The sequence below is a fragment of the Methylobacterium sp. E-066 genome (assembly GCF_022829635.1).
In the GTDB taxonomy this organism is placed as follows: domain Bacteria; phylum Pseudomonadota; class Alphaproteobacteria; order Rhizobiales; family Beijerinckiaceae; genus Methylobacterium.
The window spans coordinates 12,511-27,374 of record NZ_JAKSYO010000092.1 but is presented as its reverse complement, the minus strand read 5'-3'; the positions used below and the strand labels follow the sequence as shown (position 1 = coordinate 27,374).

General features: G+C 69.1%; 13 protein-coding genes. 5 read left to right on the top strand and 8 right to left on the bottom strand.

Annotation, left to right across the window (positions count from 1 at the left end; all coding sequences use genetic code 11):
- Positions 1 to 16: 16 nt before the first annotated feature.
- Entirely contained in the window at positions 17 to 1,978 is a 1,962-nt protein-coding gene (locus MKL20_RS11660; RefSeq protein WP_244036799.1) for a cytochrome C oxidase Cbb3, read from the bottom strand.
- A gap of 174 nt (positions 1,979 to 2,152) precedes the next feature.
- The gene (locus tag MKL20_RS11655) at positions 2,153 to 2,929 is read right to left on the bottom strand and encodes an AraC family transcriptional regulator (RefSeq protein ID WP_243973075.1); all 777 of its coding nucleotides are present in this window, start codon (positions 2,927 to 2,929) and stop codon (positions 2,153 to 2,155) included.
- 170 nt (positions 2,930 to 3,099) lie between these two features.
- Between MKL20_RS11655 and leuA the strand changes: the two genes are divergently transcribed.
- Both leuA and MKL20_RS11645 read left to right on the top strand, forming a co-directional pair.
- Positions 3,100 to 4,785: a 2-isopropylmalate synthase gene (leuA, locus tag MKL20_RS11650; protein WP_244036798.1), complete on the top strand. Its 1,686-nt coding sequence runs from the start codon at positions 3,100 to 3,102 to the stop codon at positions 4,783 to 4,785.
- Between the two features lie 381 nt (positions 4,786 to 5,166).
- A complete protein-coding gene (locus MKL20_RS11645; protein ID WP_244036797.1) occupies positions 5,167 to 7,146 on the top strand; it encodes an acyl CoA:acetate/3-ketoacid CoA transferase in 1,980 nt (659 codons plus the stop codon).
- A gap of 213 nt (positions 7,147 to 7,359) precedes the next feature.
- Here MKL20_RS11645 and MKL20_RS11640 read toward each other — a convergent pair whose 3' ends face one another.
- Together MKL20_RS11640 and MKL20_RS11635 are read right to left on the bottom strand one after the other, a co-directional pair.
- Complete coding sequence (locus MKL20_RS11640; protein ID WP_244036796.1) at positions 7,360 to 8,301, bottom strand: 2-hydroxyacid dehydrogenase; 942 nt, start codon at positions 8,299 to 8,301, stop codon at positions 7,360 to 7,362.
- An 81-nt stretch (positions 8,302 to 8,382) separates the two neighbouring features.
- Positions 8,383 to 8,673 carry a hypothetical protein gene (locus MKL20_RS11635; protein ID WP_244036795.1) on the bottom strand — a complete coding sequence of 97 codons (291 nt, stop codon included), beginning with the start codon at positions 8,671 to 8,673 and terminating at the stop codon, positions 8,383 to 8,385.
- Between the two features lie 159 nt (positions 8,674 to 8,832).
- On the opposite strand from MKL20_RS11635, the gene MKL20_RS11630 reads away from it, so the two are divergent.
- Entirely contained in the window at positions 8,833 to 10,305 is a 1,473-nt protein-coding gene (locus MKL20_RS11630; RefSeq protein WP_243973085.1) for an MFS transporter, read from the top strand.
- A gap of 78 nt (positions 10,306 to 10,383) precedes the next feature.
- On the opposite strand, the gene MKL20_RS11625 is transcribed toward MKL20_RS11630, so the two are convergent.
- The 4 genes from MKL20_RS11625 to otsB form a co-directional block, all read right to left on the bottom strand.
- Positions 10,384 to 10,770 carry a type II toxin-antitoxin system VapC family toxin gene (locus tag MKL20_RS11625; protein WP_244036794.1) on the bottom strand — a complete coding sequence of 129 codons (387 nt, stop codon included), beginning with the start codon at positions 10,768 to 10,770 and terminating at the stop codon, positions 10,384 to 10,386.
- Positions 10,767 to 11,009 carry a type II toxin-antitoxin system Phd/YefM family antitoxin gene (locus MKL20_RS11620; protein ID WP_092041951.1) on the bottom strand — a complete coding sequence of 81 codons (243 nt, stop codon included), beginning with the start codon at positions 11,007 to 11,009 and terminating at the stop codon, positions 10,767 to 10,769. Before MKL20_RS11620 ends, MKL20_RS11625 begins: the two co-directional genes overlap by 4 nt.
- Positions 11,010 to 11,074: 65 nt before the next feature.
- Positions 11,075 to 12,082, bottom strand: coding sequence for a glucokinase (locus MKL20_RS11615; RefSeq protein WP_244036793.1), 1,008 nt, complete (start codon positions 12,080 to 12,082; stop codon positions 11,075 to 11,077).
- Between the two features lie 79 nt (positions 12,083 to 12,161).
- Positions 12,162 to 12,905: a trehalose-phosphatase gene (gene otsB / locus MKL20_RS11610; RefSeq protein WP_244036792.1), complete on the bottom strand. Its 744-nt coding sequence runs from the start codon at positions 12,903 to 12,905 to the stop codon at positions 12,162 to 12,164.
- 118 nt (positions 12,906 to 13,023) lie between these two features.
- Here otsB and MKL20_RS11605 point away from each other — a divergent pair, with 118 nt between their 5' ends.
- A complete protein-coding gene (locus MKL20_RS11605) occupies positions 13,024 to 13,533 on the top strand; it encodes a DUF427 domain-containing protein (RefSeq protein ID WP_244036791.1) in 510 nt (169 codons plus the stop codon).
- Positions 13,534 to 13,591: 58 nt separating this feature from the next.
- Positions 13,592 to 14,815, top strand: coding sequence for a serine hydrolase domain-containing protein (locus tag MKL20_RS11600; RefSeq protein WP_244036790.1), 1,224 nt, complete (start codon positions 13,592 to 13,594; stop codon positions 14,813 to 14,815).
- Positions 14,816 to 14,864: the final 49 nt, after the last annotated feature.

Below are 14,864 nucleotides of genomic sequence, written 5' to 3'. Positions count from 1 at the left end.
CGTCGTTCCGTGATGATCAGGGCGTCGCCGCCGGCTCGGTCAGCGTATCGATCGACAGCAGGTAGGCAATCAGGGCTGTCTGCTCGTCACGCGAGACCCCTGAGCCGGCATCCGCCCAGTAGGCGTGGCCTTCGCCGGTAACGCGCGCGATGCGTGCCGTATCCGAGGCTCTGTTCGCAGCGATGATCTTCGCCCGCAGGTCCCGGTCGATCAGGCTGCGAAGGCTGTTCGCCGGATCGGGGGCGATGCCGCGATAGAGCGTGCCCGGAACGCCGAGCTGCATCGCCGGATCGGGGCCGACCGCGATTCCCGAATCGTGCAGGTAGGGCGCGGTCCAGGCCAGCCCGACGAGGTTCGGCACCTTGTAGCCGCCTTCGGTCCCGCCCTGCCCCCAGGCGAGCTGGACCTGAGCGAGCTTGTCGCCTGCGAGCGGCACCGGGACGATCACCGGATCGACCGATAGCGGGAACGGCGTGTCGGTGGCGAAGAGGCTCGGGGGCGAAAGGCGCGCCTCCATCTTGGCACCGGCCCTGGCTCGGGTCGGCTCGGTGCCGATCTCCGCCGCCGGGATGATCCGGTGGTTGGTCAGCGCCGGGCCGGCATGGCAGGCGCCGCAGCCGGCCTTCTCGAACACCGCGCGGCCGGCCTGCACGGCGGCGGGACCCTGCTTGGCAGCCGGCGGGTGGAGCAGGTTCTGGAACGCCGACATGGCGTTGTTGGCGTGGTTGACCGGTTCCCCTGGCACCGAGGTAAACAGGCCGTTGTCGGTGACGTAGTTGGTCGCCGGATAGGTTGGCAGGACCGCGTAGCTGTTGAGCCCAGGCGAGGCCGGCGTCGGATCTACGCTGCGCAGCACCGCCGACGGCTGGCGCGCCTCGCCGGGCTTGTACCGGAAGGACTCGGTGGCCGCGCCACGCAGGACGATGCCGAGATAGGCCTCCGCATTCATCCCGAACAGCCAGGGCGCGGCGGCGGCGAGTTGGGTCGTGTCGGAATTGGCGGCGTGGACATTGTTGTTGAGCGACGACAGGCCTGCGAACGGTCCGACCGCCTCGCGGCCGCTCCAGCTATAGGGCTCGCCGTAGGCGGAAAAGCTCGACGGGATCGAGGTCGGGTTGGTCACCCGGTCCGCCGAGGAATCGAAGCTGCCCGGCGGCCAGCTCGCCACCTGAACCTTGGTGGCGGCCTCCACAGCCTCTGCGTCCGGAAGGGCCGGCCCGGTCCCGGTGGAGCCGGTGTGCTCGGGCTCCGCCGCGGGCTTGGCATCGACCTCCGGCACGCTGGCATGCATGAAGTACGCGGACGAGTTCTTGGCGAGCGCCATCAGCAGCCCGGCATTGAGGTCGGTGTTGGGCGCCCCCTCGACGACCCTGCCGGTGCCGGGATCGACTGCGGCGTGGCAAAGCGCGCAGGTGATGCCCATCCGCAGATGGCCCCGGTCGGAAAAAGTCTTGATCCCGATGATGAAGGCGCCGCCCTTCGGCACGTCGAGACCGGTCGGGACCAGCTCGCCCTTGCGGTAGGTCCGGTCGCCGACGCGCACGTCCTGGGCCATGGCGACCTGGAGGTTGGTGGTGCCCTGCCCGCCGAGCTTGGCTACCGCGAGGGCGACCTCGGTGGGCGTCAGGCCGCCATCGAGCATGCCCATCACGTCGGTGAGGAAGACCTCATTGCCGAACGTCTCCTGGTAGAAAGCCTGCCGTCCGCGCTCGACCATGGCGGGATCGATCGCCACGGCACCGTTGTTGGCCGAGAGTTCCTTACGGCCCGCCTCGGTGCCATTCAGCCGATCCGCCTCCGCGTGCGAGACCCGGCGCCCGAGGACATCGAACGCGGTCTGGATCGGATAGCGGTCCGGGTTGAGCAGGTCCGTGCGGTCCGGCATCGGCGCGTAGCTGAACCGGCCGAGGCCGAGCGTGGCACCGGCCGCGACGGTCGCGAGGCCGGCGGCGATGAGGATGCGGCGGGGCCAACCCATGAATCGTCTTCGATCTCCTCGGGCCGCCACCCGGCGGGCATGCGGGGAGCGGCGGCCGGCGATCAACGGATGTCTCTGGCCGAGGTTCACCCCGGCGGGCGCGCCCGGGTGTCACGTTCTCGCCAGCGGGGGCGGCGTCTGAACCGTCCGTCGGCCTGATCCGCAATGTCGCGATCAGCCCCGGTCGACGCTTTCCGCAGGCAGCGGCCGGAAATACCCGCTCGGCGGGCGCCCGAAGGAGCGTCGGAACACGGCCGCGAAGGCGCTCGGACTGTCGTAGCCGCAATCCAGCGCGACATCGAGGATGGCCCGGCCCTCCGCCAGCAGCGGCAAGGCGTGGAGCATCCGGGCCTGCTGGCGCCACCGGCCGAAGCCGAGACCGGTCTCGCGCTGGAACAGCCGCATGAACGTCGCCCGGCTCATGGCGAGCTCGGAGGCGGCCGCCGCGATGGGATGCGCGCGGGCGGGATCCCGGCAGATCCGATCGCACAGCGACGCCAGGCCGGCATGCTTCGGAGCCGGCAGGTCGAGCGGCTGCACCGGCAGGAACGCCAACTCCAGCATGAGCAGGCGGATCACGGCCTCGGCGACCACCCGGTCCCCTCGCGTCTCAGTGAGGGCGGCGAGCTTGAGGATCAGCTCGCGCAGGAGCGGCGTGACCTCGACAACCCTGCAGCGATCCGGGACTCCGTCGAAGCCGGTCGCGTCGATCAGGAGCGAGCGGAAGCGGATCCCGGCATGGCTGGCGGTGACATGGTTCGTGTCCGGCGGAAGCCAGACTGCCCGGCTCGGCGGCACCACCCAGGTCCCGCTGTCGGTCGTGACAGAGATCACGCCAGCCATCGCGTAGAGGAGTTGTGCCCGCGCGTGGCGATGCAGTGGGCTGGCGAAGCGGTCGCCGTCATGCCGGATGACCGCAATCTCGTCCGTGACCCGAATGCCGTCGATCACCGTCTGAGCCTTTCGCGACGAACCTTGATCCTCGCACGCGAGAATATCACCGCCGCCTGACCTAGGGCTGGATCTCCGCATCGGGACCGTCGCCGCACATCGCGGCCGACCGGCAGCCAGCGCCTTCCGGGCCGCATTCCCGAGCCATCGATCCCACGGCCGATCCCATCATGCTGACCAACCCCGCCACCAAATACCGCCCGTTCGTCTCCCCGATCGACCTGTCGGATCGCACCTGGCCGTCGAAGCGCCTCGCGACCGCGCCGCGTTGGCTGTCCACGGATCTGCGCGACGGCAACCAGGCGCTCGCCGACCCGATGGATGTCGCCCGCAAGCTGCGCTTCTACGACATGCTGCTCGGCATCGGCTTCAAGGAGATCGAGGTCGCCTTTCCTTCGGCCTCGCAGACCGACTTCGATTTCGTCCGGATGCTGATCGAGGACGATCGCATTCCCGAGGACGTGTCGATCCAGGTTCTGACGCAGGCGCGGACCGACCTGATCGCCCGCACCTTCGCGTCGCTGGACGGTGCCCGCCAGGCCATCGTGCATCTCTACAACGCGACGGCGCCGCTGTTTCGGCGGGTCGTGTTCGGCATGGAGCGGCACGAGATCGTCGCCCTCGCCGTATCCGGCGTGACCGCGATGCTGGAGGAGAGCCTGAAGCGGCCCGGCACGCGCTGGACCTTCGAGTACTCGCCGGAGACCTTCTGCTTCACCGAACCGGATTTCGCCCTCGAGATCTGCGAGCGCGTGCTCGATGTCTGGCAGCCGACGCCGGAGCGGCCGGCGATCCTCAACCTGCCGACGACGGTCGAGGTGGCGATACCGAATGTCTATGCCGACCAGATCGAGTGGTTCTGCCGCCACATCTCCCGGCGGGACGCCGTGATCATCAGCGTGCATCCGCACAACGACCGCGGCACCGCCGTGGCCTCGGCCGAGCAGGCGCTGCTGGCCGGCGCCGACCGGGTCGAGGGCTGCCTGTTCGGCAACGGCGAGCGCACCGGCAATGTCGACCTCGTGACGCTGGCGTTGAACCTGTACACGCAGGGGATCGATCCGAAGCTGTCCTTCCCGGCGATCCGCGAGGTCGTGAGCACCGTCACCTATTGCAACGGCCTGCCGGTGCATCCGCGCCACCCCTATGCGGGCGAGCTGGTCCATACCGCCTTCTCGGGCTCGCACCAGGATGCGATCCGGAAGGGTTTTGCCGCCCATGCGCAGCGGAACGACGGCCTCTGGGAGATGCCCTACCTGCCGATCGACCCCGCCGATCTCGGCGAGAGCTACGAGGCGGTGATCCGGGTCAACAGCCAGTCCGGCAAGGGCGGCGTCGCCTGGGTGATCGAGCAGGATCTGGGGTTGAAGCTGCCCCGTGCCCTGCAGGTCGACCTGAGCCGGCGCGTACAGGTCCTGGCCGACCGGACCAGCCGGGAACTATCGGCCACCGACATCGCGGGCGCCTTCAGGCACGCCTATCACGTTGACGACACGGAGATTTTCGCGCTGGTCGATGACGGGGGCGGCCTGCGCCGACAGGCGGGTTCCGAGCGGATCTTCACGGGCCGGATCCGCCATCGCGGGCAGGAAGTCTCGGTGTCCGGGCGCGGCAATGGCCTGATCTCGGCCCTGCTCGCTGCCCTGGCCGACGCGTTCGGCATCGCCCTCGCGGTGGTGGATTATTCGGAGCATGCGCTCCGGCGCGGTTCGGATGCGCAGGCGGCGGCCTATCTCGAATGCAGCCTCGCCGACGGCAGCCCGATATTCGGCGTCGGGATCGACAGCGACGTGGCGACCGCGACCGTGAAGGCCGTGCTGAGCGCGGCGAGTGCAGCCGCATCGCTCGGCCGGTAAGGCCGGGCCGCCCTCGCGCGGCGCCGGCGGAGGCTGCCGATCACCCCAACCTCGGCCCTTGTCCTGAATCGACGGAGCGAGGCGAAGACCTCACGCGGTTGGCCCTCGCATGCGCGGGGGCCGCACAATTTTTCTGACCTTGCGCCAAAGACTTTTTCAGCAGCACGTCCGGGTCATTATGCGTTAGCATGATGTAACGGACTTGCTTGTACTGCAATGCCGCAAATCTTTGATGCGGCGCAACAGTGCTGACGGTCAGAAATTTGGTCGACCGTGCGCCGGAACCCTGCGGGCTCCGCACCGCCGGCCCGTAACAGACTCGGAGATGGCCGGCGCCGAGGCTGGCCGGACATCCGGGCCGGAGGGAGGATCGTGGGCTTCATGCGGAAGAACAAGGTCATCACGGCGGACGAGGCGATCGCGCTGATCCGCGTGAACGACGTCGTGACCACCACGGGCTTCGTCCAGAGCTGCATCCCGGAGGCGCTGCACGCCGCGCTGGAAAAGCGCTTCGTCGAGACCGGATCGCCCCGGGGCCTGACCCTGATCATGACCGCGGGCGCGGGCGACAGCAAAGGCCTCGGCACCGGCCGCCTGCATCATGACGGCCTGCTCTCGCGGGTCATCGCCGCCAATTTCGGCCGGATGCCCAAGGTCGCGCAGGCCGCGCAGAACAACCTGATCCGCGGCTACAACCTGCCCCAGGGGGTGATCTCGCAGCTCTACCGGGCCTGTGCCGCCGGCCAGCCCGGCCTGTTCTCGAAGGTCGGGCTGCAGACCTATGTCGATCCGCGCCACGGCGGCGCCAAGGTCAACACCCTGACCACGGAGGACATCGTCAAGCTGGTCGAAGTCGATGGCGAGGAGTGGCTGTTCTACACCGCCACCAAGATCGACGTGGCCTTCATCCGCGCCACCTCGGCCGACCCGTCGGGCAACCTCTCCTACGAGAAGGAGGCGCTGACCCTCGATTGCCTGGCCCAGGCCATGGCGGCCCGCAACAACGGCGGCATCGTCATCGCGCAGGTCGAGCGCATCGTCGATGACGGCTACCTGCTGCCCAAGGACGTGCGCGTTCCCGGCATCCTGGTCGATTGCGTCGTGGTCGCCGAGCCCGAGATGCACCGCATGAATTACGGCGTCATGCACGACGCCGCGCTGGCCGGCGAGATCCGCGTCCCCGTCACCGGCATCAAGCGGATGCCGCTCAACGAGCGCAAGATCATCGCCCGCCGGGCTGCCTTCGAGCTGCCGCCGAACGGCGTGGTCAATCTCGGGGTCGGCGCCCCGGAGGGCATCTCGTCGGTGGCCAACGAGGAGAAGATCACCCCCTACATCACGCTCACCACCGAGGCCGGGGCGGTCGGCGGGGTGCTGGCCTCGGGCTCGAGCTTCGGCGCGGCCACCAACGCCGACTGCATCATCGACCAGAACCAGATGTTCGATTTCTACGACGGCGGCGGCCTCGACATGACCTGCCTCGGCATGGCCGAGTGCGACGTGGCCGGCAACGTCAACACCTCGAAGTTCGGCGGCAAGCTCAACGGCTGCGGTGGCTTCATCAACATCTCGCAGAACGCCCGCACGGTGGTGTTCGCCGGAACCTTCACGGCGGGCGGGCTGGAGATCGCCGTCGATGACGGCGTCGTGCGGATCGTCAGCGAGGGCCGATCCCGCAAGTTCGTCACCCAGGTGCAGCAGAACACCTTTTCGGGGCCCTACGCGGTCGAGCGGGCGCAGCCGGTCCTCTACGTGACCGAGCGCTGCGTGTTCCAGTTGACCGCCGACGGCCTGGAACTGGTCGAGGTGGCGCCGGGCATCGACATCGAGCGCGACATCCTCGCCCACATGGATTTCAAGCCGGTGGTGCGCAATCCGGTGCCGATGGACCCGCGCATCTTCCGCGACGAGCCGATGGAGCTGCTCTCCGACCTGCTCAACCTCGATCTGGCCTCGCGCATCAGCTACGACGGCGAGCGCAACATCCTCTTCATCAACCTCGAAGGCTGGTATTGCCGGGTGAAGAGCGACATGGACGAGCTGCGCATGACCATCGTCGAGGCCTGCCGCAAGGCCGGCCAGCGGGTCAACGCCGTGATCAACCACGACGGCTTCCGGCTCAACGAGAACCTGATCGACGACTATGCTGGGATGATCCAGTATCTCCAGGCGAACTACTATGCGACCACGACCCGCTACGTCACCAGCGCGTTCCTGCGCCTGAAGATGGAGGAGGCGCTGACCAAGCGCGGCGTCGCCCCCCACGTGTTCGAGCGCAAGGAAGAGGCCCAGGCCTTCCTGGGCAGCACCGACAAGAAGGCCCGCAAGCGGATCTCTCCGGCGGTCGCCTCGGCGGCATAGGGCTCCGATGCGATCGCATCTCTATCGAAGCCTCTGTCTGATCCCCCTTCTTCCAATCTAATCCCCTCATCCTGAGGCGACGGAGCGCAGCGGAGGCCTCGAAGGAGGCCTCCAGGGATCGCGCGACAGGCTGGAGCGCTCCTTCGAGGCTTGCGCTGCGCGCAAGCTCCTCAGGATGAGGTCGAGGGATGGATGCCCGCCCCCAGACAGACCCTAATACCCCCGCCCGGCATCGACGCCCCGCGGCGGCTGCCCGGTGCTGCGGTATTCGCGCAGATTGGCGGCCACCGTGTCGGCGGCGGACTCCATGTCGGTGGGGCCGGAGATGTGCGGCAGCACGGTCACGCCCGGATGGCTCCAGAGCGGAGACTCGGCCGGCAGCGGCTCGACATCGAACACATCGAGCACGGCATGGGACAGATGGCCGGAATCCAGCGCTGCGATCAGCTCGTCGGTCACCACGATCGGGCCCCGGGCGAAATTGATCAGTGCCGCCCCGGGCTTGAGGGCGGCGAGCCGCGCGGCATTCACGAGGCCACGGGTCTCCGGCGTCAGAGGCACCAGGCAGACGAGGATGTCGCAGCGCCCGAGCATCGGCGCGAGACCGTCCGCGCCGTGGAATGTCTCGATTCCCGCCACGGTCTTGGGCGTCCGGCTCCAGCCGGTGACGGAGAACCCGGCCCCGGTCAGCCGCTCGGCCGCCGCCGTGCCGAGCGCCCCGAGCCCGAGCAGGCCGACCGTCGTGTCGCCGGGCTTGCGATAGGGATGCGGCTGCCAGATCCGCTCGCGCTGCTGCCGCGCATAGGCCGGCATGTCGCGCTGGAGGTAAGTGGTCCAGGCGAGCACGGCCTCGGCCATGGCGCGGGCCATCTCCCGGTCGACCAGCCGGACGATCGGCAGCGGCCGGTCGAAGGCGCCGACGAGTTTTTCCACGCCGGCCCACAGGCTCTGCACCCAGACGAGGCCCGGCAGGGCGGCGACCTCGGCGGGATCCGGGTTCGCCACGATGGCGACCTGCGCACCCGCGCGCTCCGCATCCGTCATCCGGCGGAACGGAACCAGCCGCTCCCCGGGCATCGCGGCCGACAGGATCTGCAGGTATTCCGCTTCCTGCGCCGGGCTCTTGCACCCGACCAGCGCGACAACCTCCGCCATCCTCGAACTCCGTACGCGTCTCAGGCTACGCCCGCTCGGGGCGATGCAGGCGCTGTGCCTGGCCGAAACGGTTTCGCCAAGTCAGCGCGCCTCGACGAGTGCCGGGTAGACGAAGCGGACGCTGCGCCGCCCCTCAGGGATCACGGTCTCGGCGCGCTTGCGCAGGCTGCCGGTGGTGACCGGCACCGCCACCTCGGTGGGCCGCAGGCGCCAACGCTCGGCGCTCGCCATCGGGACCGGCGGCTTCGGGCGTTCCAGATGCCGGTCCGCGCCCTCGGTGGGGACGGTGGCGAGCCCGGCCAGCGTCATGACGGCAAGCAGGCCGTACCGGGACCGGCGCAGCGGCCGGGAACGAGGGGGTGGCGTGGACATGGCAGGGAACCCGCGTGGACACGCGAGTTCTGCCTGTCACGGGTGAAGACGGGATCGAACCGAATCGATTCCCAACCTGTTCCCAACACCTGCGTCGAGTCGCGGTAAACGCCGAGTCTTGAGGCACGGTAAACGAACTCATCGGGAGGACGCACAGGCATGGCGAGCAAGGTTGAGGGAAGCGCCGGGACACCCGAGCGTGCGGAGATCGGCCGCGTCATCGACACCGACATCTCCGCGCGACTGGATCGGCTGCCCTGGGGCCGCTTCCACGTGCTCGTCATCGTGGCGTTGGGCATCACCTGGGTGCTCGACGGGCTGGAGGTGACGCTGGCCGGCTCCCTGGTCGGCGCCCTGCGCCAGCCGCCAATGTCGTTCTCGGAATTCGATGTCGGGCTCGCCGCCTCCTGCTACCTCGTCGGCGCGGTGACCGGCGCCCTCGGCTTCGGCTGGCTGACCGACCGGATCGGCCGCAAGAAGCTGTTCTTCATCACGCTCGCCCTCTACCTGATCGCCACTGCGGCCACGGGCCTGTCCTGGAACGTCGCGAGCTTCTGCGTCTTCCGGTTCTTCACCGGCGCGGGCATCGGCGGCGAGTACACGGCGATCAACTCGACCATCCAGGAACTGGTCCCGGCCCGGGTCCGCGGCTGGACCAACTTGGTCATCAACGGCTCGTTCTGGATCGGCGCGGCGCTCGGCTCGTTCATGTCGATTGTGCTGCTGCGGCCGGAGGTGATCGATCCGGCCTGGGGCTGGCGCGTGGCGTTCTTCACCGGCGGCGCCATCGGCTTGGTGATCCTGTTGCTGCGCACCTGGATCCCCGAGAGCCCGCGCTGGCTCGCCACGCACGGCTACGCCGCGGAAGCCGACCGGGTCGTCACCGGCATCGAGAAGCGCTTCACCGACGAGGGCGTGACCCTGCCGCCGGTGGACGAAAGCAAGCGCATGAAAGTCCGGACCCGCGACCACACCCCCCTGTCGGAGGTGTTCCGGGCCCTGTTCGTCACGAACCGGTTGGCCACGATGGTCGGGCTCGCCCTGATGGTCGCGCAGGCGTTCTTCTACAACGCGCTGTTCTTCACCTACGCGCTGGTGCTGGAGCGGTTCTACGACGTGCCGGGCAACAGCGTCGGCTGGTACCTGCTGCCCTTCGCGCTCGGCTCATTCCTCGGCCCGCTGCTCCTCGGGCGGTTGTTCGACACGATCGGCCGGCGCCAGATGATCGCCTTCACCTACGGCATCTCGGCGGTGCTGCTGGTCGCCGTGGGCCTGCTGTTCCGCCTCGACGTGATCGGGCCGGTAGGGCAGACCGCCGCCTGGATGGTGGTGTTCTTCTTCGCGTCGGCGGCGGCGAGCTCGGCCTACCTCACCGTCTCCGAGACCTTCCCGCTGGAGATCCGGGCGCTCGCCATCGCGGCCTTCTACGCGGTCGGCACCGGCATCGGGGGGGTCTCCGGGCCGCTCCTGTTCGGCAGCCTGGTCGAGACCGGCTCCCGCGACTGGGTGCTGTTCGGCTACGGGATCGGCGCCGCGCTCATGCTGATCGCCGCGGTGGTCGGCGGGGTCTGGGGCACGGCCGCGGAGGGCAAGTCCCTGGAGGACGTGTCGAAGCCGCTGGCGGCCGCGTAGGCAGAAGACAGCCCCCTAAGCCGGATCTCCTTGCGTTCAACGCATCGAGATCCGGCCGAACGGGCAAGCGACATCCGCTCAAACCAACCTGATCGGGCCGCCGTAGTGTGCGAGGATCCGGTCGGCCGTGACGAATTCAAGCGCCTCGACCTGGGCCTGTGCGATCAAGAGCCGATCGAACGGGTCGCGATGGACGGGCGGAAGGTCGGCGACAGCGGCAGCATGAGCCCCTGTCACCGGAAGCTCGACATAGCCGCTGTCGAGCAGACCTTTCCGCAGGTGCTTCGCATCGACCTGAAAGTCGTTGCGACCCAGCCCGCTTTTGATCGCAATCTCCCACAGGCTCGCCGCGCTGAACATGAGCGTATGCGCAGGATCCTCGATGAGGCGGCGTGCGGCAGATATCAGCCGGTCGGATCCTGCCGCAGCCCAGAGCAGGATATGTGTATCGAGCAGATAGCTCACCGGCCTTCGAACGCCGCCGCGATCTCTTCGCTACCCATCCGATCGAAATCGTCCGGGATGCGGATGGACCCAGCCAGAAATCCGATCCGCGAGGTCTTGGCAGGCGCCGGTGCGTCGAACGGGACGACACGAACCAAGGGCTTGCCGTCTTTCGCGATGATGAACGGCTCGCCCGAGGCCGCCTGCTCCACAAGGCGCGGCAGGTTGGTCTTGGCGTCCTTCAAAGTGACCGTCCGCATCGATCCGGTCCCAACCCCACACACGCCCGCCGCCGCGCGACGACCGTATGGGTGATCGTAAACCCTCAGCCGTCCTTCCGCCAAACCTGCCCATGGTAGACGAAGCGCCGGCCCTCGTTGGCGAGGGCGGCCAGGCCCTTGAAGGCCGGGTCGTGGACCGTGATGACGCTGGTCGGGATCTGGCGCATCATCTCGGCGAAGGGCGCCTTGCGCTCGAACGCCTCGCGAAATCCGCTCTCCTCCAGCACCTTGACGATGCGGGGCGCGATGCCGCCGCCGATATAGACGCCGCTGGTGGCGAGAAAAGTCAGGGCGAGGTCGCCGCAGACGCGGCCGAGCAGGCGGCCGAATAATTCCAGCGTTTCCGCGGCGTGCGGGTCCGAGGCCTTGAGCCCGGCCTCGGTCACCGCCGCCGGGTCGAGCTTCTCGTGCGGCTGGCCGGTGCGGACATGCGCGACCGCTGCGTGCAACCGCGCCAAGCCCGGCCCCGACAGCACCGCCTCGACGGTGATGCGCCCGTCGACCCGCTCCAGCGCGTGCCAGATCTTTTCTTCGAACGCGTCTGCCGGGCCGAAATCGGTGTGACCGGCCTCCGTGGAAACGATGGCGAGGTGGGCTGAGTAGGGCACCAGGGCCGCCGCCCCGAAGCCGGTGCCGGGCCCGAGCACGACCCGGGCGCCCCCTGGAATCGTCGGACTGGGCCCGACCGGCGTGAGGTCGTGGGGCTCGATATCGGCCGCCCCGGCTGCGACCGGCACGTAGTCGTTCACCACCACCGCGGAGGAGAGCCCGAAATCCTTCGCGATGCGCTCGCCGCCGATCCGCCAGTGCGCATTGGTGAGTTGGGGCTCCGGGCCGTCGACGCGGCCGCCCATCGCCAGGATGGTCGAGCGCGGCGGCGGCAGGGCATCGCCGCCCTTGGCCAAAGCCGCCTTGATGGCGTGCGACGGATCGGGATGGTCGGCGGTCGCCTCGTGCGAGAGCAACTGGGGCTCGGCGCCCTTCTCGGCGATCAGGCCGAAGCGGGCGTTCGTGCCACCGATGTCACCGATCAGAACCGGAAACTCGAACATCGACGAAGGGCCTTTTCCTGAGCTGGCGCACAAAAGCAGGACGCATGCCTGCCGTCGTTTCACGAAGGATAGGGCGGCCTCACGCCGGCGGCAGGGCCTCGGGGTCGATCGTGCCGGTCTCCGCCCAGTCCCGAAGCAGGGCGCGGACGGCGGCCGGGTCGGGCAGGCGCCGGCTCGCCACGGTGTCGCCGTCGCCGACCCGGACGGCGATGCCGCCATCCTCGTTCACCGACGCGAAGGCGATCTCATCGGTGCGGTCATCGCCGAAGAACACCGGCCGGCGCCCGGCATAGGGGGGCTGTTCCAAGAAGGCGCGGATCGCGTGAGCCTTGGTCGCCTGCGCCGGGACGATCTCGCCCACCGCCTTGCCGAGCTGGAGCCGGTAGGCACCCCCGAGGGCTTCGGCGGCGTCCTGGACCAGCGCCTCGGCCTGGCCGGCATCCTCGGCGTTCGCCAGGCGCCAATGCACCGCCACCGAGGCGCCCTTGTCCTCGATCAGCACGTTGGCGAGCGCCCGGCTTTCGGCGTGCAGGCGCTCGACCTGCCGGCGCAGCTCCGGATGGTCCTCCGCGCGGCCGCCCGACAGCGCCCCGCCGACCCGGCGCTCGACGCCGTGCAGCCCCGCCGTGTCGAGGCGGGACGGCGCCAGGAAACCGTCGATCACCGAGACCGGCCGGCCGGTCACGATCGCCAGCGCCCCGCCCAGCCGATCGCGCAGCCGTTCGAGCGTCTCGACCAGGCCGGGCTCGACCTGCACGGCATCCGGCCGTGGCGCGATCTCGGCGAGCGTTCCGTCGAAGTCGAGGAAGAGGGCGATGTCCATCGCGGTCGGTCCCGGGCGGTGAGCGTCGGGCACGGGCTAGCATGCGACGACGGCGCGAGAAACGGTCACATGCATCAACCTATCGCTTACCCTGGATACGATATACGCCCGACCCGTCATGGCCCGCCCGCTTTCCCGTCCGATCCCCGACCCGACGAACCCCGGCGACGAAAGCGTCTGGGACTATCCACGCCCCCCGCGCCTCGAACGGGTGTCGGAGACTCTGCGGGTGGTACTCGGCGGTGCGGTGATCGCGCAGACCAAAGCCGGCTACCGGGTGCTGGAGACAGCTCATCCCCCGACCTACTATTTTCCGCCCGGCGACGTGATGGCCGGCGTGCTCTCGGGGCCGCGCCGTGGCGGCATCTGTGAGTGGAAGGGGCAAGCCGTGCTGTTCGATGTGCATGGCGGCGACCGGCTGGCGCCCAGCGCCGCCTGGTCGTACCCGGACCCGACGCCGGGCTTCGATGCGATCGGCGGCTATGTCGCGTTCTACGCCCTGCCGATGGATGCCTGCTTCGTCGGCGACGCGCGGGTCACGCCCCAGCCCGGCACCTTCTACGGCGGCTGGATCACCCCCGGCATCGTCGGCCCGTTCAAGGGCAGCCCAGGCACGATGGGCTGGTAACTTCGCCGCCGCGCGCTTTATCGTTCCTCGCCGAGTCTTACCGGCCGAAGGAGACGCCATGAGCGCGCTGACCGAGATCGACCCGACAGGCGCGGGGTTCAGCCCGGACGGGCTCGCACGGATCGCGCCGTGGATGGACCGGCTGGTGGATGAGGGCCGGCTCGCCGGCCTGTCGGTCACGGTGGCGCGACGGGGCCGCGTCGCTTTCGCCCGTGCCTGCGGGCAGGCCGACCTCGCCCGCGGTACGCCGTTCACCCTCGACACGGTGACCCGGATCTACTCCATGACCAAGCCGCTCACTTCGATGGCTGTGATGCAGCTCTACGAGCAGGGCCGGTTTCAGCTCGACGATCCGATCGCGCGGGTGCTGCCGGACTTCGCCGAGATGCGCGTCGCGGTCGGCGGCAATCGGGCGAAGATCGAGACCGAGCCGGCGCGCCGCCCGATCACCGTGCGCGACCTCCTCACCCACACGGCCGGCCTGACCTACGGGTTCATGGAGGCGACCCTCGTCGACGCGCAGTATCGCGAGCACGGCATCGATTTCCTGGCGCGCGAGGGCAGCCTCGCCGAGATGACGGCGCGGGTCGCCAGGATGCCGCTGCTCGCCCAGCCGGGCAGCGCCTGGAACTACAGCGTCGCCACCGACGTGCTGGGCCAGTACGTGGCTTCCCTCACCGGCCGCCCCTTCGCCGACTACCTGCGCGAGGAGGTCATCGGCCCGCTCGGCATGGTCGACACCGACTTCCATGTCCGCCCGGAGCTTATGCCGCGCTTCTGTGCGACCTACGTGTATGACCGGGCGCGCAAGCTCAAGCTGTTCGACGATTCCGTGGAGACCGCCTTCGCCCAGCCGCCGGCCATCGCCTCGGGGGGCGGCGGCCTCGTCTCGACGGCCGCCGACTACCACCGCTTCTGCCGGATGATCCTCAACGGTGGGACGCTCGACGGCAATCGGCTGCTCGGGAGAAAGACCGTCGCGCTGATGCTGGCCAACCACCTGTCCGGGGATCTCGCGGCCATGGGCACGCCGCGCTTCGCCGAGACCTCCTATACCGGGATCGGTTTCGGCCTCGGCTTCTCGGTGATGCTCGACCCGGCCCGGGCCCAGATCCTCGGTACGCCCGGCGAGGTCGCCTGGGGCGGCCTCGCCTCGACCGCCTTCTGGATCGACCCGACCGAGGATCTCTCGGTGGTGCTCATGACGCAGCTCGTACCGTCCTCGGCCCTGCCGATCCGGCGGGAGCTGCGGGTCCTGACCTACGCGGCCCTCGACGATTGAGGACTTATTGGAGCGAGGTTTCCCACCCTCGACCTCATCCTGAGGTGCT